General features: G+C 38.9%; 22 protein-coding genes, 4 tRNA genes and 2 pseudogenes. 3 read left to right on the forward strand and 25 right to left on the reverse strand.

Annotated elements, in window-relative coordinates:
• Positions 1-28: 28 nt before the first annotated feature.
• The 18 genes and pseudogenes from N4G44_RS01530 to N4G44_RS01615 all read right to left on the reverse strand — a co-directional run bounded on the left by N4G44_RS01530 (position 29) and on the right by N4G44_RS01615 (position 13,073).
• Entirely contained in the window at positions 29-442 is a 414-nt protein-coding gene (locus N4G44_RS01530; protein ID WP_474924335.1) for a hypothetical protein, read from the reverse strand.
• A 32-nt stretch (positions 443-474) separates the two neighbouring features.
• Positions 475-837: a hypothetical protein gene (locus N4G44_RS01535; RefSeq protein WP_474924336.1), complete on the reverse strand. Its 363-nt coding sequence runs from the start codon at positions 835-837 to the stop codon at positions 475-477.
• Positions 838-841: 4 nt separating this feature from the next.
• The gene (locus N4G44_RS01540) at positions 842-1,687 is read right to left on the reverse strand and encodes an endonuclease/exonuclease/phosphatase family protein (protein WP_474925021.1); all 846 of its coding nucleotides are present in this window, start codon (positions 1,685-1,687) and stop codon (positions 842-844) included.
• 206 nt (positions 1,688-1,893) lie between these two features.
• Complete coding sequence (locus N4G44_RS01545; protein ID WP_474924337.1) at positions 1,894-2,883, reverse strand: endonuclease/exonuclease/phosphatase family protein; 990 nt, start codon at positions 2,881-2,883, stop codon at positions 1,894-1,896.
• A 6-nt stretch (positions 2,884-2,889) separates the two neighbouring features.
• Entirely contained in the window at positions 2,890-3,618 is a 729-nt protein-coding gene (locus N4G44_RS01550) for a rhomboid family intramembrane serine protease (RefSeq protein WP_073062548.1), read from the reverse strand.
• A gap of 3 nt (positions 3,619-3,621) precedes the next feature.
• Positions 3,622-5,417: pseudogene (gene mutL / locus N4G44_RS01555) on the reverse strand (DNA mismatch repair endonuclease MutL).
• A 487-nt stretch (positions 5,418-5,904) separates the two neighbouring features.
• Positions 5,905-6,732, reverse strand: coding sequence for a YoaK family protein (locus tag N4G44_RS01560; RefSeq protein ID WP_474924338.1), 828 nt, complete (start codon positions 6,730-6,732; stop codon positions 5,905-5,907).
• 36 nt (positions 6,733-6,768) lie between these two features.
• Entirely contained in the window at positions 6,769-7,149 is a 381-nt protein-coding gene (locus tag N4G44_RS01565) for a hypothetical protein (RefSeq protein WP_474924339.1), read from the reverse strand.
• Between the two features lie 455 nt (positions 7,150-7,604).
• The gene (locus tag N4G44_RS01570; RefSeq protein ID WP_474924340.1) at positions 7,605-9,005 is read right to left on the reverse strand and encodes a sensor histidine kinase; all 1,401 of its coding nucleotides are present in this window, start codon (positions 9,003-9,005) and stop codon (positions 7,605-7,607) included.
• A gap of 3 nt (positions 9,006-9,008) precedes the next feature.
• Positions 9,009-9,715: pseudogene (locus tag N4G44_RS01575) on the reverse strand (response regulator transcription factor).
• A gap of 219 nt (positions 9,716-9,934) precedes the next feature.
• The gene (locus tag N4G44_RS01580) at positions 9,935-10,420 is read right to left on the reverse strand and encodes a GNAT family N-acetyltransferase (protein ID WP_474924341.1); all 486 of its coding nucleotides are present in this window, start codon (positions 10,418-10,420) and stop codon (positions 9,935-9,937) included.
• A gap of 16 nt (positions 10,421-10,436) precedes the next feature.
• The gene (locus N4G44_RS01585; protein ID WP_474924342.1) at positions 10,437-11,108 is read right to left on the reverse strand and encodes an aminotransferase-like domain-containing protein; all 672 of its coding nucleotides are present in this window, start codon (positions 11,106-11,108) and stop codon (positions 10,437-10,439) included.
• Entirely contained in the window at positions 11,105-11,851 is a 747-nt protein-coding gene (locus N4G44_RS01590; protein ID WP_474924343.1) for an aminotransferase-like domain-containing protein, read from the reverse strand. Before N4G44_RS01590 ends, N4G44_RS01585 begins: the two co-directional genes overlap by 4 nt.
• 85 nt (positions 11,852-11,936) lie before the next feature.
• The gene (locus tag N4G44_RS01595) at positions 11,937-12,119 is read right to left on the reverse strand and encodes a hypothetical protein (protein ID WP_474924344.1); all 183 of its coding nucleotides are present in this window, start codon (positions 12,117-12,119) and stop codon (positions 11,937-11,939) included.
• 437 nt (positions 12,120-12,556) lie between these two features.
• Positions 12,557-12,641 (reverse strand) — tRNA-Leu (locus N4G44_RS01600).
• 180 nt (positions 12,642-12,821) lie between these two features.
• Positions 12,822-12,905, reverse strand: a tRNA-Leu gene (locus N4G44_RS01605).
• A 6-nt stretch (positions 12,906-12,911) separates the two neighbouring features.
• Positions 12,912-12,987 (reverse strand) — tRNA-Gly (locus N4G44_RS01610).
• Between the two features lie 4 nt (positions 12,988-12,991).
• Positions 12,992-13,073 (reverse strand) — tRNA-Leu (locus tag N4G44_RS01615).
• 172 nt (positions 13,074-13,245) lie between these two features.
• Between N4G44_RS01615 and N4G44_RS01620 the strand changes: the two genes are divergently transcribed.
• Genes N4G44_RS01620 through N4G44_RS01630 form a run of 3 tightly spaced genes read left to right on the forward strand, consistent with a single transcriptional unit; the run spans position 13,246 to position 15,211 of the window.
• A complete protein-coding gene (locus N4G44_RS01620) occupies positions 13,246-13,623 on the forward strand; it encodes a DUF3127 domain-containing protein (protein ID WP_040992893.1) in 378 nt (125 codons plus the stop codon).
• A gap of 58 nt (positions 13,624-13,681) precedes the next feature.
• On the forward strand, positions 13,682-14,302 hold the full coding sequence (gene aat / locus N4G44_RS01625) for a leucyl/phenylalanyl-tRNA--protein transferase (protein WP_474924345.1): 621 nt from the start codon (positions 13,682-13,684) through the stop codon (positions 14,300-14,302).
• Between the two features lie 18 nt (positions 14,303-14,320).
• Entirely contained in the window at positions 14,321-15,211 is an 891-nt protein-coding gene (locus tag N4G44_RS01630; RefSeq protein ID WP_474924346.1) for a DMT family transporter, read from the forward strand.
• A gap of 76 nt (positions 15,212-15,287) precedes the next feature.
• On the opposite strand, the gene N4G44_RS01635 is transcribed toward N4G44_RS01630, so the two are convergent.
• The 7 genes from N4G44_RS01635 to N4G44_RS01665 form a co-directional block, all read right to left on the reverse strand.
• Entirely contained in the window at positions 15,288-16,670 is a 1,383-nt protein-coding gene (locus tag N4G44_RS01635) for a tetratricopeptide repeat protein (protein ID WP_474924347.1), read from the reverse strand.
• 207 nt (positions 16,671-16,877) lie between these two features.
• Positions 16,878-17,849 carry a quinone oxidoreductase family protein gene (locus N4G44_RS01640; RefSeq protein WP_474924348.1) on the reverse strand — a complete coding sequence of 324 codons (972 nt, stop codon included), beginning with the start codon at positions 17,847-17,849 and terminating at the stop codon, positions 16,878-16,880.
• Positions 17,850-17,909: 60 nt separating this feature from the next.
• Entirely contained in the window at positions 17,910-18,500 is a 591-nt protein-coding gene (locus N4G44_RS01645) for a Crp/Fnr family transcriptional regulator (RefSeq protein WP_474924349.1), read from the reverse strand.
• Positions 18,501-18,546: 46 nt separating this feature from the next.
• Positions 18,547-19,929, reverse strand: a complete 1,383-nt coding sequence (gene glmM, locus N4G44_RS01650; RefSeq protein WP_474924350.1) for a phosphoglucosamine mutase — start codon at positions 19,927-19,929, stop codon at positions 18,547-18,549.
• Positions 19,930-19,990: 61 nt separating this feature from the next.
• A complete protein-coding gene (locus N4G44_RS01655; protein WP_474924351.1) occupies positions 19,991-21,019 on the reverse strand; it encodes a DUF4421 family protein in 1,029 nt (342 codons plus the stop codon).
• A gap of 221 nt (positions 21,020-21,240) precedes the next feature.
• A complete protein-coding gene (feoB, locus tag N4G44_RS01660; protein ID WP_474924352.1) occupies positions 21,241-23,274 on the reverse strand; it encodes a ferrous iron transport protein B in 2,034 nt (677 codons plus the stop codon).
• A complete protein-coding gene (locus N4G44_RS01665) occupies positions 23,274-23,528 on the reverse strand; it encodes a FeoA family protein (protein ID WP_081780125.1) in 255 nt (84 codons plus the stop codon). Before N4G44_RS01665 ends, feoB begins: the two co-directional genes overlap by 1 nt.
• Between the last annotated feature and the right edge of the window lie 12 nt (positions 23,529-23,540).

A 23,540-nucleotide genomic window follows, 5' to 3' on the forward strand; every position in this document is an offset into this window, starting at 1 on the left:
AGCTGCGTTTCTATATTTTAGTATTTTACTACTTTCTTAAATCCTCCTTCAGTTTTTTGGCTCCTTCTTCTACTTTTGAAGCTCCTTTTGCGGCGGCGTCTTTAACATCTTTGCTCACCTCCTGAGCTCCCTTTTTAATGTCACTGCCTACTTTATTGGCTCCTTCCTTAATATCGCTTCCTGCTTTATTAATGCCTTCTTTTGTTTTCTGTGCAGCATCATCTATTTTGTTTCCTGCAGCATCAACTTTGGCTTTTACATCTTCTTTTGCTTTATCTATCTTAGCAGTATCTACAGATACAGCCGGAGATTCCGAAACTGTAGTGGTAGTTGTTGTTAAGGATCCGTCAGCATTTTCAACCTGCTCCGTTTTAGTCGTTGATTTTGTACACGATACAGCGAATAGCGCTATGGCAGCAGCTGCGAAAATTTGTTTTTTCATATTGTAATTTTTTAAAATGTTTTTCTGTTGATTTATTCTGTTTTTGTTCCGGCGGCCGGCGCAGCGTCAGAATTTTTCTGCTTTTTCTCTGCTTCTGTTTTTTTCTTTTCCTCTTCCAGCTTCTTTTTGTTTTCTTTTTCAAGTTCTTCTTTCAGCTTCTGTTCTTCTTTCTGAAGTTTCAGAGCTTCTTTTACAGAATCCTGGTATTTCTGGGAAGACATTCTGATCTGGCGCACAATATCGATTGAAGTGGCACCCGCTGAAAATGAATCAACTGCTGCTGTATCATAGTGAACCTTCATTTCCTGTTCATTTCCGAAACCGGGCGTTTCTTTCTTTGAACAGGCTGCCAGCAAAAGTGACACCATAAAAAGGGCAGACAGTAAATTTTTCATGGAACTAATTTAGCAGAAATTCTGCAATTACAGGATAATGATCCGATAATTTTACAGATTGGTCCACTTTATAGCTTAAAGGAATAATAGATTTGGAGGTAAAGATATAGTCGATTCTCAATGGAACCTTATAATCGTGAAAGCTCGTGGAAGCGCCGTTTCCTACCGTAAGGAAGGCATCCTGAAGATCTTTTCCAAGATTGTAATATTCGTAAGAATTGGGTACAGAATTAAAATCACCCGCAAGGATTACCGGATAAGGTGAAAAATCGATCACCTTCCTGATTTTTTTGATCTGATCTTCATGCGCCTTAAAAGTAGGGGTCATATGAGAAAGCAGCGTGGCAATTTTCCCTCCTTCTTTTGCAAAACCGTCAAATTTAAGCATCGATTTATGAAGTCTGAACGGTTCAAGATAAACATTGACCACTCTTATAATTTTTCCGTTGATATCTATATCCGCATAAAAGGAATTCCCTCTTGCCTCGTCTTCAATCAGAGATTCCTGTCTTAAAATGGTATGCTTGGTTTTTAAAATGACGGATGGATATTTAATCATATCCTTTCTTATAGCGCGGTTGGTATCTTTTTCCTGAACAAGAATGATATCTGCATTCTGGTCTGTAATGTATTTTTTTACTTTGTCCCAGCCGAAATCACCATATTTTACATTAAAAGTAAGAACTTTAATATCTCTGATCGATTTTAAATTTTCTGTTTTGGGAGAAAAATTAACCCAGCGTCTTACGGGATTATAAAAAGAAGCGCTCCAAGTGCAAAAGCAATTGCAACTTTTTTTCTTTTGATTACCCAGACAAGAGTGAGCAGAATGTAAACGATAATAAGATATGGGAAGCCCAGAGACAGTAGGTTGAGGGCACCTAAGAAGTTAGGTGGTATCCATGCATTACCCAGTGTGCATAGCAGCAACACGGCAACAACGATATGTATAAATAGCAGTAATTGACTCAGCTTCATGGAATACAGACTTGGGTACTCTATTCCATTCATCAAAAATCCTACCAAGCAGAAAGATTTTAACTAATTTTATGATAATTAGTTATTTATTGAAAACGTTCCGATGACAGGATAATGATCTGAAAGCTTTATGCTTCGGTCAACTTCATAACTAACCGGCTGTATGGTTTTTGAGGTAAAAATATAATCGATTCTGATAGGAAATTTGTAATCATGGAAGCTTGTGGCACTCCCTTTCCCGGCTTTTACAAAAGCATCCTGCAATCCATCCAACAGATGATAATATTCATAGGAATTGGGTACGGAATTCAGGTCTCCCATTACAATCACAGGATAAGGTGAGTTTTCAATTCCTTCTTTGATACTTTCTATCTGATCCTGATGTTTTTTGAAAACAGGAATAAGCCTTTTAACAATATTCTTCAGTTTTTGCTCATCTTCTTCTTTTACCCCGTCCATTTTTACCATTCCTTTTTCAAATTTGAAAGGCTCCAGATAAATATTGATAAAGCGGTATACTTTTCCCCGGATTTCAATATCTGCCTGGGAAGCATAAGCGTTATTGCTATCATAATTGCTATTGATAAGCTCTTTGGAGTTGATGATTTTATGTTTTGTAAAAACCTTGGTAATCCCATTATTATCAATAACCAGCATTCCTTTTACAGAAACTTTCTTTCCGGCTTCCTGCAGCATTACCACATCAGCATTGGCATTGGTGAGATAATTTTCGATTTCAGAAGCTCCCATCAAACCGGCTTTCACATTAAAAGTGACTACCTTAAGATCTGCTGTTTCTTTTGCACCGGAAGAAAAATTCACCCATCTCTGTACAGGAACCATAAAAATAAGCCCGGCCAGCATAAATATAAAGGTTCTCTTTTTCAAACTAAAAAGCCAGAAAATAGTGAATAGTATGTAGATAACAATAAGGACGGGAAACCCTAAGGAAAGCAGGTTGAACCACGGAAATATTTTAGGCGGAACATATGCATTCATTAAAGTACCCAGCAAGAGGAAAAAGACACCTACATGCAGGATTAATATGACAAGACGGAAAACTTTCACAGAATTTTAATTGAATCTATACAGATGTTTTCTCCAGATCCTTGCAAGAATCCAGCCAACTAATGCTCCACCAACGTGAGCCAGATGGGCAATACCCCCTCCGTTTCCTGAAACGCCCAGATATATGGAAACTAAAATAACGATAGGCATCAGATATTTTACCTTCATAGGAACAGGGATAAACATCATCATGATCTTTGAATCCGGATAAAGTGTTGCAAAAGCAGCTACAACTCCGAAAATAGCTCCGGAAGCACCAACCATAGGCGTTGTTACAATATTCTTTACATTCTCCAGCAAACCTCTTTGTGTGGCAATAGATTCTGCTGTTCCGGTGAATTCAACATTGGCGCCTGACAGATAAGCATTAACATTAAATCCAAGCTGTTGTAACTCACGGGTAAACTGCTGAACTTCTATAAAATTCCATAAATTAAAAAGGAAAAAAGCTCCCAATCCGCTTAAGAAATACAATATCAGGTACTTTTTATCACCCAATGACTGCTCCAGAATAGGCCCAAAGCTGTATAACGTCAGCATATTAAACAAAATATGCATTATACTTCCATGCATAAACATGTGCGTAATAACCTGCCATGAATGGAAAAAGGGCGAAAAAGGATAAAACCCCGCAAGATATTCGATTGCCTTACTTCCTAAAAAATAAGAGGCAACAAATACGATAACATTGATAATGATAAGGTTTCTGGTGATCGGCGGTATATTGTTGAACATTTTTTAAAATTTGTTTTTAAAGTCATTAAACGGAACTTCATAAAAGCATCTTTTGCCATCCGGTAAAAATTCCGGGAAGCCTAAAGCGGTGAAATCTTTGATCATCTGTTCCGCATCTTTTTTATAGATGAAATCAAATCTTGATTTGGACTGCATTTTATTCCACTGGTTGAGATAGAACTGCATAAATTCTTCTTCTGTCTTGTAATCCAGGATCTCAAAAAGGTTTTCCAGGAACTTCATCGCCTGGGTTTCTTTCAGACCTTCCGGAAGGGCGTCTATTCTCAGCACGCTTTCATGTGCAATTTTCATGTCAAACCCGAGTTCAGGAAGAAATTTTTTGAAAGAATTGTATTTATTCTTCTCTATTTCGTTCATATGGTACTCTAAAGAAAAGAGCAGCGTATGACTGTTTGGGTTAACGTTGGGTTTCTTCGACGTCTTATTATTTTCGGAAACAACCAGCCTGTGCATTCTTCCAAGATCCAGCATCAGGGTTACATCTCCTTTATTGAACAGCCAATAACCATTCGGCAACCTCATCAGATCCTCATCAAAATCTTCGTCTTCAAATAAATTGATCTTGGAAGGTTCTGCTGTAATATTAATATTCTGATGGTACATTTCCGTAAGATTCTGGATTTCTTCGGGACGTACATTTCTTTCTTCAACAAATGGGTTATAGTCTTTATCTACGATAATTTCCGGCATCCTGATGACTCCCCCGCTGCTGTTTCCTTTACTTGGGAAAGGTTTATTCATCATGGCATCCATTTCAGGGTCTTTGTCAAAATCAAGGCTTGGCGAAACATTGTAAATTCCCAGCGATCTTTTAATAGTGGAACGAAGAAGAGCGAAAATCAGGTGCTCATCTTCAAATTTCACTTCTGTTTTCTGGGGATGGATATTTACATCTATTTTTTCCGGATCTAATTCAAGATAAAGGAAAAATGTAGGAACATAACCCGGTAAAAGCAATCCTTCGAAAGCTTCCTGAACTGCTTTATTGAAATACGGACTTTTGAAGTATCTTCCGTTCACGAAAAGAAACTGTTCTCCCTGGATTTTTTAGCTCCTTCCGGTTTTGCAACGAATCCGTGAAGCTTACACCAGATGATATCTTCTTTGATAGGAATCAGCTGCGGCTGCAGCTTACGTCCGAAAACATCTACAATACGCTGCATCTGGCTGCCCTTTCTCAGTCTGAAAACAGCTTCATCATCATGAAATAAGGAAAATTCGAGGTTTTCATGAGCTAAGGCAACGCGCTGAAATTCATCAATAACGTGTCTGAATTCAACATTATTATTTTTAAGGAATTTTCTTCTGGCCGGAACATTGTAGAACAGGTTTTTCACCAAGAAATTGGATCCGTCGGCAGTCTGTATCGGGTCCTGAAACTGAAATACACCGCCTTCAATGTAGATATTGGTTCCAATTTTGGCATCCTTCTGCTTCGTTCTCAGTTCAACCTGCGAAACAGCAGCAATAGAAGCCAATGCCTCCCCACGAAATCCTTTTGTGGCAATCTTGAAAATATCTTCTGTTGCTTTGATCTTTGACGTAGCATGTCTTTCAAACGCCATCCGGGCATCTGTTTCAGACATTCCTTTGCCATCATCCACCACCTGGATCAGGTTTTTTCCGGCATCCCTGATAATCAGTTCTATCTTGGATGCACCCGCATCAATAGCATTTTCCAAAAGTTCCTTCACAATGGACGCAGGCCTCTGCACCACTTCTCCTGCCGCAATTTGGTTGGCTACATGATCCGGTAAAAGCTGAATAATATCTGACATAAAACGTATAATCAACTTACAAAAATAGGCAATGGAAACCGGAATTAAAACATTAAAACCGTGAATTAAATTTTAATTATCAACATTTTAATCACATTTCCTTTATCCTGTCTGGTTTTTAATACTTCTGCAAAGTTGGGAAATGAAAGAGGGAAAAGAGCTTTGTGAATAGTTCTGTTGTTTTTTAACGCAAAGTTTTATTTTAAGAGCTTATGATTTAGAGCAGAGCAAAGGATGCGGCAAAGCCGCTGATTAAGCGGGAGGGTATGCATTCGCTTAATCAGATCAATCTCTGATTGATCATTACTTTTTAAACTTAAAAATGAGCGGTGTCAAAAATAAAACTTTGCGTTAAAAAATTAGGAGCTCCCTTAGCAAACAGGATTAAATACCCATTTGAATGAATAAAAAAACACCCCTTTTCTACCATCGAAAAGGAGTGCTTCACAGCTAGTTTACACAAAAATAATATTGATATTTATTTATTTTATTCATCAAAGACAAGTGTTCTTTTTTCTTTCCTTTTGGGGATCCCGTGAACTTTATCATACAAATAAGCCAGTACATTGGGTTTTTTATAAATTTTGCTGTAGCGGTATTTGGTATTGAAGTGCCTGATATGGATTTTATAGGCATCATACCCGATCACAATCAAAAGACACAGACTGATCACATAAAATACCCTGAATTCAAGATAATAATACGTGAGCCCCGAGAATACAGCTCCCAATACATAGGCAACCATAATACTCATAAGCAGTTTTGCCCTTCCTATCAGCTCACCATTCTTCCTGTATTTTTTCTGGGTAAACATGGAAAACAGAATCCCAAGATCGGTGGTTGTACCTGTAAGGTGAGTGGTTTTCACTGAGAAATTGGAGATACTGGCCGTAAGACCGTTCTGAAGTCCTGTTGCAAAAAGCATCAGCGCAACCAGATATTCCGTTTCCTCCAATGTTTTCTGATAATAAAACTGACCGTAAATTCCCACAAAAAGCAAACATATGATTTCCAGCACAATCGGCATTGCATGGGCAAAATATTTACTTTTCTTATTAAAGTTGATCACGATGAAGTTGGACAAAAAGCTTCCGAAGAAGAACAAAAAGATCCAGGCTCCAACCACAGCTACCTGCGTCCAGTTTCCTTTGCTGATTTCCGCAGCCAAGATGGCATAATGCCCCGTTACGTTTGACGTGAAGGAGAGAAATATTAACAGAGAGGCAATATTTATAGTACCTGCAGTAAATGCAGTCAGCGTCCCCAATCTGATATTGTCTCCCAACGTTCGGCTGTTACTATAATTTCTTAACATTTTTTTATTCTTTTAATATTGTGTTTATCTATTTTTTTAGGCTTCAACAAAGATTTCAGCCAATTTTCCTCTTTCAGGAAGTCTTTCAGGAATTTCAACTTTAATTTCCTGAACCTTAATATCTTTGCACTTTCTGATGTAAGGAGCAATATCAAACTTCCCTTTTCCTTTACTCTTAATAGATGGGGAGTAATAGGCTTCCTCAATATTTTCCGCTTTCACATAATTGTTGAATGTTCTCTGAAAGCTTCCTGTGAAAATATCGCAGACGATCTTATTGACCAGATGAGGATACTTATTTTTGATGATTCCATAGGCGTCACAGAATTCCTGCGGCCTGATTTTATTAAAAATAGTGCTTTTCGTATTGAACAGAAGGTCCCTGATAGAATCTCCCAGCTCATATCCTGAAACCAAAAGAATGTTATACTGATTCTGGTCTTCTGATGCTTCTTTCTCTTTCAGTACTTTTTTAATATGTTCAGTGACTCAAGAGAGTAATCCGTGGCAATTAAAATGGTTTTGGTCATATCTTTTAGATTTAGGTTTGTGTTTTCTTATTTTGATGTTACAAAACTAAAACGGCAAGATTAGAAGTCTTTTGGAATGGAATTAAAATGTGATTAAAGAGATTAGAATGAGATTAGAATATTGTTAATGCCAGTTAACATAAGGAAAATAAGGCAAGACTTCAGATGTCAGATATCAGACATGAGACTTTTAGGCTGAGATTAAGAAAATGAATGATGAGTTTAAGTTATAAGAAACAAGAGCCAAGAATCAAGATGCAAATCGATAGATATGAACTCAAACCCTAAAACACTCCGACTCTCAAACCCATACCTTGCATCCCGTACCCCGTATCCGGTCCATTAACTTTCCGGTCGCGTACTATAGAAATTAGGAAAACGCATCTGTACTGTGGTTCCCTGGTTTTCGTGGGAACTTACGATCAGTTCGCCCTGGTGCATCCTTACGATGTTTCTGGCCAATGGAAGCCCGATTCCGTAGCCTTCGTAGTTTTTGGTATTGGAAGCCCTGAAGAACGGGTCATAGATTTTATTCATCTCAACTTCCGGAATTCCAATCCCGAAATCTTTTACGATAATATATACATCGGTGTCCGTAGCTCCCAGCGAAACTTTTACCTGCTGGAAATTGGAATATTTACAACCGTTGTTGATGATATTAGCCACCGCTAGGTGCAGCAGCTGTTCATTTCCCTGAACCTTTAATTTTTTAGGATTGTCCGGAAGCATACTGATATCCAGATAGATATTGTTCCTGGAATCGATTTTCCTGAGAGTTTCAATCACATCCCAAAGCAGCTGATCGATCCTCACCTTATCCATTTTCTGAATCTTTCCATCGAAACCGGTCTGGGCGATCATTAATAATGCCTTGATCTTTTTATCCAGTTTTTCTGCTTCGTCGAGGATAATTTCTAAGGTTTCCTTGTATTCATCGGCGGTTCTGCTGATAGAAAGCGCAACATCTGCTTCACCCATAATGGATGTCAATGGTGTTCTAAGTTCATGGGAAACGTTTCCGATCAGGTGGTTTTGGGTCTCAAATGAGGTTTCTATACGGTTCAGCATTCCGTTGAAGGTATCTACAAGCTCATTCAATTCTTTATTGTCCGGTTGTGGCTCCAGTCTGAGGTGAAGATTCTCAGAGCTAATCTCTTTTACTTTCCCGGTAATCTTTAAGATAGGTTTGAATAAGGTTTTAGACAAATAAAAAGAAAAGATCATGCTGAAAAACAGCGAAAGGACGATACAGGTGATCAGCGTTCTTTTTAAAAACCCAAGATAGTAGATTACATAATGATTTTTGGCAGAAGCAATGGCAATATAGTCCTTGTTCTCATACCTGAAGGTCTGCCCGATGTAGTAAAACTCTTTATCATTATAATTGGCCTCCCCTTTTTTAACGATGCTTTTGAAAAAATAATCGGGAATATGAACTTCCTGTGAAATTTTTCTGAAATTGGAATCCGTAGGAACCGCAAACACATAGTCTCTTTCCATAGGAAGTTCCTCGTCATTCAGGCTGTTGAGGATATAATTTTCGGGAAGGTCAAGGTGATCTTTGCTTTTTTCGATCTGAACAATGGTTGCCGTACGGATTTTCAGCAGCTCATAAAATCTCTGGTGCGAAAAGTTGACAATTGAAAAGTAAACCAAACCACTGAACAACAGAATGATAGCAGTAAACACCAACATTAAGAGCACCATCGTTTTGGTCTGATTTGTGACAACTTTTTTAGACATTCATTAAGATTTTTTCAGCACATACCCCATTCCTATTACGGTGTGGATCAGTTTATTATCATCCTGGTTATCCAGTTTTTTCCTTAAATAGTTTACATAAACATCTACCACATTCGTTCCCAGCTCATAATTTACGCCCCAGACTGCATCCAGAATTTCAGCTCTTGAAATTACTTTTTCAGGATTATTCAGGAAGTAGAGCAGAAGTTTGTATTCTGTAGAAGTTAAAGAAATTTCATCTCCCCCACGGGTCACTTTTTTGTATAATCATTAACGACCAGATCTGAAAACCTGAAAACATGCTCGCTATCCGGTTCCGGTTCAGCAATTTCCTGGGAGCTTACTCCATTGCTTCTTCTTAACAGGGATTTCACACGGGCGACCAGCTCAATGAACTTGAATGGTTTTACAAGATAATCATCACCTCCGCTTTCCAGGCCCAGCACTATATTTTCGGAGGTTCCCAAAGCTGTTAAAAACAGGATCGGAACATGCTGATTGGTTTTCCTGATTTCTTTGCAGACGTCCAGACCGTTCATTTCCGGAAGCATAATGTCCAGAATTACCATATCGAAATCATTGGCCTGTACCAGCTGTACTCCTGTACGCCCGTCGAAGGCAACAGAAACTTCATAGCCGTTTTCCTGAAGTCCTTTCTTTATAAAAGATACAACACTGGTTTCGTCTTCGATGAGGATAATCTTTTTCATTGAAATAAGGAATTTCACAAAAATAGGGAAAAAGAGCGAATAGGGAAAAAGGGGAATAATTTAAGGACTGAGAGGCAAAAGGGCAGAAAGGCGAAATGGCTAAAAGGTAAAGGGTTAAAATGCTAGAAGGATGAGGGTGCCTTACGGTTTGGGTAGCTGCTGTAAGAGTAAAAAGATACCGGTGCGGGCATTTCTATTCCATTCCGATATCTTTTTTATTTAAATATTGAATTCCAGAAGCATCTGCGTATCACAACGTTCATAAGCAGAATCTGATACTGGCATATGCTTAAAACCAAGCTTTTCATACAGTCTGATGGCTGGCACCAGGATGGAATTGGTCTCCAGGAAAATACTTTCCGCTCCTGATTCTTTAGCTTTTTCTATTAGGGCCTTTCCTACCAGATAACCTATTTTCTTTCCCTGTGCTTCAGGGCTTACCGCCATCTTTGACAGTTCAAATTTAAGCGGCAGGTCTGACATTTTTACCAAAGCACAGGTTCCTACCGGTTTATTATTTAGTAAGGCAAAAACAATATGCCCGCCCTTGTTAATAATATGCTCTTCAGGATTGTCTAAGAGTTTATAATCCCCTGCCTCCATTGTGAAAAAGGTTTTGATCCATTCTTCATTTAATGCTTTGAAAGCTTCTTTATACTGAGGATCATAGCTTATAATTTTTACTTCACTATTTGTATCATTCATTGTTTATAAGGTTTAGTTAAATTCTTTTTTTCACCATTTTTGCCAGTTTTTCAAGGTCACTTTCCACCCTGTCTGTCCATTCCAGGGCATAGTTAAGGCGCATACAGTTCTGATATTGGTTATATTGGGAAAACATTCTTCCCGGGGCAAAGTTTATTTTCTGGCTCATGGCTTCGTCATAAAGATCTTCCGTGCATATCCTTTTATCCAGCTCCAGCCATAGCATAAAGCCCCCTTTAGGTTCCGAAACCTTGGTATTGTCCGGGAAATACTCCCCCACCGATTTCTGAATCTGAAGATAATTCGCATACAGTTTTTTCCTGAACATTCTCAAATGGTGGTCATAACGGCCGTGTTCCAGAAAATCAGCAATCACATCCGGGTAAAGAGATGGGCTGCAAACAGTCTGCACGAGTTTCTGGCGGATCACTTTTTCCTTGAATTTTCCGGGAGCAACCCAACCGACCCGGTAACCGGGAGCAAGGGTTTTGGAAACCGATCCTATCCACATCACAAGCCCTGCTTCATCATAAAATTTACAAGGTTTCGGTCTTTCCGCTCCGAAGTACAGATTCCCGTAAATATCATCTTCAATTAAAGGAACATTATAATGAGTAATAAGTCTTACAAGTTCTTTTTTGTTCTCATCAGGCATCTGGAAACCCAGCGGATTATTGAAATTGGTCACAAAACAGCACGCAGAAAGCGTAGGCAGAACTTTTTCAAGGCATCAAGGTCTACTCCGTAAACCGGATGGGTTGGAATTTCCACTACCTTTAATCCCAGCTGCTTGATCGCCTGAAGCACACCAAAATACACCGGGCTTTCCACTGCAACGGAATCCCCGGGCTTGGTTACCGCCATGAGACAGGTATAGACTGCATTCATTGCTCCTGAAGTGATTACCAAATCATCTTCCGTGATTTTCCCTTCCAGAACCATAGCCCATTTAGCCGTTTCCCTGCGTAGATGCTCGTTTCCCTGTACCGGTTCATAATCTGTCCCGCTGTCATTCTTCCTTTTAATCACATTAATCATAGATTTCTTCAGCTTCGCCAAAGGAAGAAAACTTTTCCCCGGAATACCTAAAGCAAACTGGGTAACATCAGTCCCGTCAATGGTTCCGAATACCTTATCAATAAGATCTTCGGGGCAGTTTTTCCTTTCTGCATCTTTCATTGGAGCTACGGAAGGTAATGCCAGCTTTCTCTGGGAGGTCTGGCTTACAAAATAGCCATATTTGGGACGGGATTCAACTAAAGAACGGCTTTCCAGCTCCATATACGCCTGCTTGACGGTATTGAGGCTAACATTATATAGTTTCTGGGCACTCCTGAGTGAAGGCAATCTGTCTCCAAACTGCAGGGTATCACTTTTGATCTGTTCGGTGACTGATTTTGCTATTTTAAGATAGAGAACATCTTTTGACATAAGGCCTGAGTTTTAAGTAAATGTACAAATTCATTTCAGGTTTATCCTACGCTCAGCCAGCCGGTCATTCTTTCGATACTGCTTTTCAGCTGATCTGCATTCCTGAAATTTCCCGAATTATTCTGTTTAAAATAACGTTCTGCACGAAGATTAAAATTCTTTTTTCTGAATCTGAAAGTTCATTTTTCCCATATATGGTAAATGAAATTTCTCCTTTTCCATTCATAATAAGGCTTGCAAATCCTGCTATCTGATTATTTTTCTTCACCAAAAGAAAAGGAACACCAAATTCTTTAGTAAGCTTGGAAGAATTCTGTACCTGCAGAAAAATATTTTTAAAAACGGTATATCTGAAATATAAACCTCAGCATACTGAAGCTGGTGTTGGTTGCGAATAACAGTTTCCATAATATTCTGTTTTAGTATAACAAAATTATGGGGTATTCATTTAAGGATACAGATACAGAAGTTAATATTATTTTGGGTACAGATTGAGTTCAAAAACATTAATCTTATCGTTTTATATTTAAGCAGAGCTGAATTTTTTTAACGCAAAGTCTAATTTTAATGCTGGGTAGGTTTAAGGATGCAAAGGGAGGAATCAATCTTTGATTGATTTAATTAAGCAGCTGTTTTACTGAATGTTTTTTACTGTGATATAAAAATAAAAAACTCTCCATTGAAATTCAATAGAGAGTTTTCTTATGGTGCGGATGAAGGGACTCGAACCCCCACGCCTCACGGCACCAGATCCTAAGTCTGGCGTGGCTACCAATTACACCACATCCGCTGGTTGTTTATTCTTTTATGTAAAGAGCTGTATCTTTTTTGTGGCTACAAATATAAAACATTTTGCTTTAAAATAATAACCCGAAGATATAAAAACGTACAAAAAACTGAATAAATAAACAGTTCTCACAAACCTTTTAAAACTAAAAAACTCTCCGTTGAGATCAACAGAGAGTTTTAGTACCCCGGGCGGGACTTGAACCCGCACGCCAAAAGAGGCACAGGATTTTAAGTCCTGCGTGTCTACCAGTTCCACCACCAGGGCATGGTGTGGAGCGAAAAACGGGATTCGAACCCGCGACCCCAACCTTGGCAAGGTTGTGCTCTACCAGCTGAGCTATTTTCGCATAGTGCGGATGAAGGGACTCGAACCCCCACGCCTCACGGCACCAGATCCTAAGTCTGGCGTGGCTACCAATTACACCACATCCGCTGGTTTGTTGTTTATTTTAAAGAGCTTGCTTCGTTTTTGTGAGTGCAAATATAGGACTTTTTCCCTTCTCTCCAAACTTTTGAGAAAAAAAATTAAAATTCACACATTTTTTTTCCGCTCCTTCTATTATTACATTTCATTTTCTTACTTTTACAACGTTAACAATTACAATATGGAATTACAAGGAACGGTAAAGAAACTTTTTGATGCTCAGACATTTGCAAGCGGCTTTCAAAAGAGAGAAATGGTTATTTTGACTCAGGAACAGTATCCACAGCCGATAAACATAGAATTTTTGTCTGATAAGATCAGTTTATTAGATAACCTTAGAGAAGGTGAGACTGTAAAGGTGGGAATCAACATCAGAGGAAGAGAATGGGTATCTCCGCAGGGTGAAACCAAATATTTCAATTCTATTACAGGATGGAGAGTAGAAAAGGTTATGGATAACGGATCTGAGCCTACACAAGCTTCTCCGTCTCAATCTGCTTCCCCGGTATCCAACGAGAATCCTTTCGCTGGAGATGATGATGACGATTTACCTTTTTAATTAAAAAATAAGATCCAATATAAATCCTGCTTTCTCAAGTGGGATTTTTTTCCAAAAAATGGTCCGATTAGACGAAAACGAGATTTCATTCCCCGATCCTGAGCTTTATGACGGTCATGAAGGACTGGTTGCCTTTGGAGGTGATCTATCCATAGAACGCATTTGGTTTGCCTATCAGCTGGGAATTTTTCCATGGTATAATCCGGGAGAGGAAATATTATGGTGGTGTCCGGACCCAAGATTCGTCCTGTTTCCTGATGAAATAAAAGTTTCCAAATCGATGCGGAAAATACTTAACAGAGGTATTTTTACTTTTTCAGAGAACAAGAATTTCAGGGAGGTTATCCTGAATTGCCAGCAGGCAAGCAGAAAAGGACAGACGGGAACCTGGCTTTCGGATGAGCTGATGGAATCTTTTATCAGGCTTCACGAATATGGTTTAGCCAAAAGTATTGAAGTGTGGCAGGACGGAGAATTAGTCGGCGGGTTTTACGGTCTTCAGATTGGAAATGTTTTCTGCGGGGAAAGTATGTTTGCCAAAGTAAGCAATGCTTCCAAAGCCGGCTTTATTCAATTTGTAGAAAAAAACAAAAACACCTTAGATCTTATTGATTGTCAGTCTCATACCGAACACCTGGAAAGTCTGGGCGCCAAAATGATTCCCAAAAAGAATTTTTAAAAATCCTACACAAAAACAATGAACGCCAATAAAGAAAAATGGATCCTCCTGATTGTATTAACCCTGATCTGGGGATCTTCTTTTATTCTGATCAAAAAGTCTCTTGAGCATTTCAGTCCCTATCAGGTGGGAGCGCTAAGGGTGCTGATTGCCGGTATTATTCTGATGCCTGTTGCGGTTTCAAAATATAAGCTTTTCCCTAAAAAGCATTTGAAATGGCTTATTCTGGCTGCATTTACAGGAAATTTTATTCCTATGTTCCTGTTTCCGATTGCAGAAACGGAAGTGAGCAGCAGCATTGCGGGAATCATCAATTCTATGATGCCGATTTTTGTCATTATTGTGGGCGCACTGGTGTGGAAGTTTGAAACAACAAAGAAACAGATCGTTGGCACGTTAATAAGCTTTGCTGGCGTTTGTTTACTGGCTTTTGGCGGTGACGGCGAGGGCGGAAAATTCAAACTGATTCCTATATTACTGCTGTTATTGGCTACGTTGTGTTATGCAATGAGTACTACAACTGTGAAATCTAAACTGATGGAGGTTTCCTCTACGATTTTATCAGCATTTGTTTTCTCATTTGTTTTATTTTTCCCTTCCCTTATTGCTTTGGCATTCACAGGATTCTTTTCAACCTTTTCTTTCAATGAAGATAATATGCTGGGACTGATGTTTGTAAGTCTGTTATCCATCTTTGGAACAGGACTGGCTATGACGCTGAATTATCGTTTATTAAAGGTATCTACTCCGCTGTTTGCCTCAACAGTAACCTTGCTGATGCCTATCGTTGCTATTATCTGGGGATTTCTGGATGGTGAAAAGCTGAGTTTTTTACAGTTTGTAGGAGCGGGAGTTATTATTGGAGGGTTAATTTTCCTAAGAACCAAACCAGGCACTATAAATAAGTAAATTATATTAAAACTGATATCAACTAAAAATCCTGCATTGCTGCAGGATTTTTTATTTATGATCGTAATTAAATCATTTAAGAATTCTTCTTTTTTACTTTTGCTTTCACTTTTTTCACCTCATCCTTAATGAACGGATATTTTTTCTGCATATCCGTAGCAAGAGAAGAATCGATGTTTAAAGCTTTCTGAAGAGATTCTGCGCCTTTTTCCGGATTTCTCAGGTTGAAATAGCAGTTGCTTAGCTGATAATAAAGCTCTGCCCTGTTGTGTACCTTGATGGCTTTATCCAGAATAGTGACTGCCTCTTCATATTCTCCCAGAAGCATCAATACTTCCGAATAGGCATACCAGTTGTAAAATCTTGAAGGCTCCGCATCTACCAGTTTTTTAAGACAGCTAAGGCTTTCTTCAAATTTTCCGGAATCGATGAACAGGAAGGCCAGTCTTTTCTGATAGTCAAGGTTGCTGTCATTAAGCTGGGTGGCTTCTTTTGCAAAATGCAGGGCTTCTTTCATACCGCCCATCTCTTCATAAAGATAAGACTGCTCCATCATGGACAGATAAAACTGAGGATCTTCTCTCAGGGATTTCTGAAATGCATTCAGGGCCATTATGGACTGTTTCTGTGCTTTGTAGCACAATCCTATCTTATAAAATGTAAATGCCTTGGTATATTCCAGCTCAAGCATTTCCTCATATACTTCCACGGCTTTCTGGTACTGCCCAAGGGCTTCGTAACAGGCTGCTTTATTGGCATATACTCCTACAGAACTTGAATTGATCGCCAATAAGTAATCATATCCTTTTATGGCTTCTTCATAGTTCTTTCTGTTGAAGTAAAACTGCCCGTACTCGAACCATGCGGTTTCGGAATAGGCAAATTCATCTAAATATTCATTAAGAAAGGCAATAGCCTCCTCGCTCTTATTCAGGTCGCTGAAGCAGATCATACAGTTTTCAAGCGAATATTCGTCTGTAGGATCTTCTTTCAGGGCTTTTCTGTAGTGCTTAAGAGCGTTAAAGGGATCTCCCAAGTTTACATATTCGTCTGCAATAAAGTTGTGAAGGAAGTTCTCTTCTTCTTTCAGTTCTAGTGCTTTCTTGCAGATGTCAATGGCTTTTCTGGGATTTCCCAGGTTCGAATAATACTTCGCGTAGCAGACCATAAAGTCTGTATTTTCCATAGATGAACCTTTCAGTTCGTCTATGAGTTCTTTTGCGGTATTATAATCTTCCCATTCCAGAAGAATCTCAAGTCTTTTGATCTTGATATCCAATGAATTCGGGTGAAGCTTAAGGCCATAATTAACAGCATTGTCTGCGTAGTTAAAATCTCCCAGCTCCAAATAATAAACAATAATATCTTCCAGCTCTTCGGTATCGAAGTAGAATTCATCATTGTTTTCCATCATTTCCTCGAACTTTTTTACAAGTTCATTTCCAAAATACTCTTCCAATAGTGTCGTCTTCGTCGGCCAGATGTCTGAATATACATTACAAACCTCGGCAAACTTTTTAATTAATAATAACTTCTGAAACTGAAATTCAAATGTTTATGCAAAGTTGCAACTTTTTTTGAATTAATTTTTCATAAATTTCTATATTAAAGATAGTAAAAAAAGAAAAGAGATAAAAGGATTGTGGATAAAAAAGTCAAATTGTGGTTAAATAGTCAGAACAAGTCTTTTTCCAGCCGGAATTTCGGTGTTCCACAGCGCTTCTACGTTTTTAATGTCCGCTGTTTGTGTATCTATTTTAATATTACCGGCTACTGCTGCCTGAAACATTTCGGGAATAATTTCTGTAAAAAGCAGATGGGTTTCTTCTTTTGTCCAGCTTCCCAATCCGGAACCTGAAATCTGAATATCTGTTCCTCTCAGAATCTGCGAAGACAGCTGAATGATATCCCCGCTCATTCCTCCTACAGAAACCAATCTGGTTTTGTGAGAAAATGTTCCGTTTCCTTTCAAAGCATTCAGCATCATCTCTACAGAATGCCCCCAAAGGTAGTCCAAAATAATATCAACAGGGGTTTCGCTGTGAATTTCTTTAATTTTTGTTTTAAAATCTTCATCGGATTGTTTTAAAGAAATTACCTCATCTGCACCCAACGTAAGAAGTAATTGTAAAGATTCTTCGTTTCTGCCTGTGGCAATAATTTTTTTGGCGCCATATAATTTGGCTACCTGAACTGCAATTTTTCCTGTAACCCCGGTTGCTCCATTAATCAAAACGGTATCGCCAGGTTTCATCCCTGCTTTGAACTTCAGCCCCATCGCCGATCCCATTACTGCATTGGGCAATGCCGCGGCGGTAATAAAATCCAGCTCTTCCGGTACGGGAATAATAAATCCTTTTTCAGCATTGACCTTCCCGGCTGCGGTTCCTTTCTTACTGAAAAAATATACTTTCTGCCCATTGTCAAGGTACCCGGCTCCGTCTGTTCCTATAATTTTGGGCTGATGTTTCTCGCTGCTGACGGAATAATGGCTTCCGCCTGCAATAGCTCTGTCAAGATTCTTGATCGATGCTGCCTTTACTGTTACCTGCACTTCATTTTCCCCAGGTGTTCCCGGATCCGGAAAATCTGCATATTGAGGAATACTTCCTTTTTCAAATACAACTGCTGCTTTCATTATTTAAATTTTTATACAAAATTAGGATGAGGATAGTCTGCAGTGCAATAACATTTGTTATCAGTTGTTGGTTAAAGCATCCTCTTTTAAGATGGCACTCTTGATACGGCTAAGATGTACCGTGGTAATCCCCAGGTAGGAAGCAATATAGTGCTGCGGGATTCTTCTTATGATTTCCGGACGTTCTTTGGCAAGACTGAGGTAGCGTTGTTTTGGGGTATCCTTTATAAATGAGAAAAAATGCTTCATATAGTCGAATATCCTTTCAAAAAGAGCATCCATGAATTGGGTTCTCAGCTCGGGATCTTCGTATACCTCAGCTAAAATAGCTTCTGCATCTTCTTTTTTGATCTTCCATAAAATGCAGGGCTCTATGGTTTCGAAGGAGACCATGCTTGGAAAGCCTTTCCTGAAGCTCTCAAGGGATGAGAACATGGTATTTTCCATAAAGAACTGAAAGGTCACATCTTTCCCGTCATTGTTGTACCAGGCCCTTGCAATTCCTTTTTCAATATAGTAAGCACTGTCTGAAATTTCATTTTCCTTTAAAAGCAAAGTTCTGGCAGGAACTTCCATGCGCTCAAAGCAGCTAAGAAATTTCCGCCATTTTCCTTTAGGGAAGTGAAACCTGTTCTGTATATGCTCAAACATCTGTAAGAAAAAGAACGGAACATTTCTGCTCCGTTCCTGCTTTATTTTAGATTAAACTTTTAATTTTAGCAATCATATCATCTCCCAGTTTATCAGCTTCTTCCTGTGAATGGGCTTCAGTATAAATTCTGATGATCGGTTCCGTATTTGATTTTCTCAGGTGAACCCAGTTCTTTTCGAAATCGATTTTCACTCCATCTACAGTTGAAACTTCTTCATTCTGGTATTCTTTTTCCATTTTGGCTAAGATATCATCTACATTGATCTCCGGCGTTAATTCTATTTTCTTTTTACCCATGAAATATTCCGGATATCCGGCTCTTAATTCGGAAACGGTTTTGTTTTCTTTGGCCAAATGGGTTAAGAATAAAGCCGCTCCTACCAAAGAGTCTCTTCCGTAATGAAGATCAGGATAGATAATTCCTCCGTTTCCTTCACCGCCGATTACTGCATTTTTCTCTTTCATCAGGTTGACAACGTTTACTTCTCCCACAGCACTTGCAAAGTATTCCGAATCGTGATTTCTTGCAACATCCCTTAAGGCACGGCTTGAAGAAAGATTGGAAATTGCAGTTCCTTTTTTGTGTTTTAGCAAATAATCTGCTACTGCAACCAAGGTATATTCTTCTCCGAACATCTCCCCTTTTTCATCAATTAATGCCAATCTGTCAACATCCGGATCCACAACGATTCCCAAATCTGCATTTTCTTTTTTTACAAGCTCACAGATGTCTCCCAAATGCTCTTTTAAAGGTTCAGGATTATGCGGAAACTGTCCGTTGGGCTCGCAGTATAATTTTATTGTTTCGCAGCCCAGTTTATCCAGAAGCATTGGGATTGCTATTCCTCCTGTAGAATTGACAGCGTCCAGAACTATTTTGAATTTTTTAGCTTTAATGGCTTCAACATCTACCATCGGCAAATCAAGGATCTGCTGGATATGAATGTCAAATCCATCTTCTCTTGTTTCGTACTTTCCAAGATCGTCCACTTCAGCATAATTGAAATCTTCGCTTTCTGCCAGGGCCAATACTTCAGCTCCGTTTTCTCCACTTATGAACTCACCTTTACCATTCAATAGTTTAAGGGCATTCCATTGTTTAGGGTTGTGAGAGGCTGTCAGGATAATTCCTCCGTCTGCTTTAAGCTCAGGAACCATTATTTCCACCGTTGGCGTTGTAGAAAGCCCGAGGTCCACTACATTAATTCCCAGTCCCTGAAGAGTGGCTGTAACAAGCGAAGAAACCATTTCCCCGGAAATTCTGGCGTCTCTTCCTATAACCAGGGTTAAATTCTTTTTATTTTGTGTATTCTGAAGCCAGGTTCCGAATGCGGAAGCAAATTTCACCACATCCAAAGGGGTCAAGTTATCATTTACTTTTCCTCCTATTGTCCCTCTGATCCCTGAGATAGATTTAATTAATGACATTCTGATATTATTATTTTAATTGGTTGTATTCCCGGCAAAGATACTCAAAAGACCTTATAAGTTATAAGATCGGAATTTTTTCCTGAATTTTGTCATAATTTCTTTCCACTACTTTTGGCGGCGGAAAACGATAGCCTATGTAAAGCAATCCGAATATATTATTATTCTGCACATTCTGGTTATTTTTCTCGTTATAGGCATATGCAGTAACATTGAATTTCCCTCCAAACAGAAATCTGTCGGTATTATATCCTATATGAAGTCCTGTCGCAAACCTGAGGGTTAAATATTGTGTATTGACTTTATTGGCTTTGGATCCGTTTTCAAGAATATCCCAGCTGCTGGAGAACATTCCGCCAAATCCCAGAGAAACATTAGGTGCAATATTGACTCTTTTTCTGGCTCCGGGAACCCAGTTGTAAAAGTAGCCCATACTTGCCCCGAAACTGTACTGGGTTTCTTTACTTTTTTGCCCGTTTAAGATATCCCTGAACACCGAAAGATCATAGTCCAGAATGGGAACCCAGCTTCCACGGCTTTCTTTCTGCCATTCTCCCTGGGTATAAATACTTTTCAGGGAAAAATTATCTTTCAGAACATAGGCTGTGGATCCTCCAAAGCTTTGCACTCTCAGATCGGGGAACTGAATGTACGGATCTCTTCCTTCTTTCCAGTCCGGGAAAAAATCGCTCATATTTTCCATGTAAAATCCTTTTACATTTTTATAATAAACGGTCTGGATAAATTTTTTCGGGAAAAACCGGAATCTCAGATCAGTATATGAACTGGTCCCTTTAAGCTGGTCATCATTATTCCCGGGAAGGAAGCCTGGTGTGAATGAAATGGTGGCACTGATAATTCTGTAATCAATGGAAAAAGAGGTCCTGATTTTATTATTTATTGTAAAAATGGTTTCCAGGGGTTTGTCTTCCGGACCTTCTGTAAAAATATAGTTCTCAATATTGGTATCAAGGTTAACGCGGACCATTACCTGATCTGCATAGGATTTGATTTTGGTGGTATCTGCCTGGGCTTTTACCAGAACTATGGAAAGAAAAAATAATAAGGCAACTGATAATTTAAGATTCAATTTGAAATAGTTTTAGTTTCTAAAAATGAAAATACTACTATTTTTTCAATTATAAACTTAAAAATATAATCAGGAACATCCGCAATCCTTGTCGCAGTTGGTTCTTTTGGAGCTGAATTTTTTCGGTGCAAAGTTTTTTCTGAGTACTTTAAATAAAGAGTAACAGGCAAATGCAACGATCAATATAATGATTACGTACTGAAAAATTAATGAGGTATCCATTATTTTAAAATCTGATAAGCTATTAACGACACAAAATATGCCAAACCGGTCATCATTGCCACCTGAAAGCCGGTCCATTTCCAGCTTTTGGTTTCTCTGTAGACTACTGCAAGTGTGGAAACACACTGCATTGCAAATGCGTAGAATAAAAGGACAGAAATACCTGTGGCAAAGCTGAATACTTTTTCGCCATTAGGTTTTACGTCTCTTCTCATTTTATCGATTACTTTTACTTCGGGTGCATCATCTTCCAGGCTGTACAGGGTAGACATTGTTCCTACGAAGACTTCTCTTGCAACAAAGCTGGTTAGAATCCCCACTCCCATCTTCCAGTCGTAACCTAGAGGCTCAATAAGCGGCTCAATTCCTTTGCCCATTTTAGCAAGATAGGAATGGTCGAGTTCTACATTGGTAGCCACCAACTGATCAGGCTTTTGTTTTGGGCCAAAGTAACTTAAAAACCATACAATGATGCTTACAATAAAAATGATCTTTCCTGCTCCTGTAACGAATTCCCACACTTTGCCCAGAACCATTTTAAGGTCGTAACCGAAAAGCGGTTTTTTATAGGTAGGCAAATCCATTACCAGGTAAGTCTTTTCTTTATTTTTGATAAATTTCTTAAGAACAGATGCTGAAAACAATGCCACAAGAAACCCTAAAAGGTACATTCCCATCAATACCAGCGCTTTGTATTTAATTCCGAGGAATGATCCGTCTGAAATAATAAGCCCGATAATAATACTATACACCGGAAGCCTTGCAGAACAGGTCATGAAAGGAGTAACCAATATAGTTAATAGTCTTTCTTTTACATTTTCGATATTTCTTGTAGAGATCACGGCAGGAATGGCGCAGGCGGTTCCGGATACAAGAGGGACTATACTTTTTCCGTTCAGTCCGAAAGGGCGCAGCAGCCTGTCCATCAGGAATACAACTCTTGCCATATATCCTGAATCTTCCAGCAAGTATAAGAAATATAATAAAATACCAATTTGTGGTGCAAATACTACAATTCCACCTATCCCGGGGATAATTCCGCTTGAAACCAATGAATTAATGGGTCCTTCCGGAAGATGTTCCCCTGTAAATGCAGCCAGCCATGAAAAGGTATCGTCGATCCAGTTCATCGGATATTCCGCCAGGAAGAAAACGCTTTGGAAAATAATTAAAAGAATCACGAGAAAAACGACATAGCCCCAGAATTTGTGAACCAGTACTTTATCCAGTTTTTCTGTCAGAAGTTCTTTGAACTGTGCTTTTTTAGAGATTACATCTGCCAGTATTTTATCTACGTTCTGATATCTTCTTACCGTTTCCTGAACCTGAAGCCGTTTCGGAACCAGACTTTTGGTTTCCGGTTCGTTCAGCAGGTCTTTTATTGAATCTATTTTTCCCAAATCGGAACCTAATGAAAGGCTCATCCAGGCTTTATACTCGTTGTCGAGGCCTTTATGAACTGCTATTTTTTGTATAAAAGCTTTATGCTCGTTCGGGGTTTCAAATGAGATCTTACCGGCTTTTTGGAATCCGTTATTCAGGACCGCCTCTTTGATCTTGTCTATTCCAATCTGCTCTTTGGCATTGGTCTGGATAATTTTGATACCTAAAGCATCAGAAAATTTTTGGATATCAATGCTGATTCCTCTTCTTTCCGCCTGGTCTATCTGGTTAACGACCAGAATCATCGGTATGCCAAGGTCCTGAATCTGCTGAAAGAGAAGCAGCCCTCTTTTTAAGCTTAATGCTTCAAGGATATAGATGACCCCTTCATAGTTTTTCTGCTCATCAATAAGAAATTTGGAGAAAATAGCCTCATCTTCGGAACTTGGATATACACTGTATGAACCCGGAAGATCGATTACTTCAACTTCTTCGTTTTTATAAATATAATTTCCTGAATGGCTTGCAACGGTAACTCCTGCATAATTCCCGGTCTTTTGTTTTTTATTGCACAGTGCATTGAAAACGGTGGATTTTCCTACATTAGGGTTCCCGACCAAGAGGACCTGTTTTTTCTTATTTTCCTGCATTAATTCAATTCTTCAACAATAATATACTCTCCCTCTTCTTCACGAAGAGCGATGCGGCTCTTTTCCTCTCCAAACTCAACATACATGGGACCCTTGAACGGAGCCTGGTACAAAACCCTGAAAATAGTTTCGGGCAGAAGGCCCATTTCTATAATTTTGTTGGGCATTCTCAGCTGATCATTATCATAACCCAAAATTTTCCCCATTTTATTTTTAGGGAATCCACTTAATTTATGTAAGTTAATCTCTTCCAAAGCCAGATTTTT

The sequence above is a fragment of the Chryseobacterium sp. GTID13 genome, from assembly GCF_056172655.1.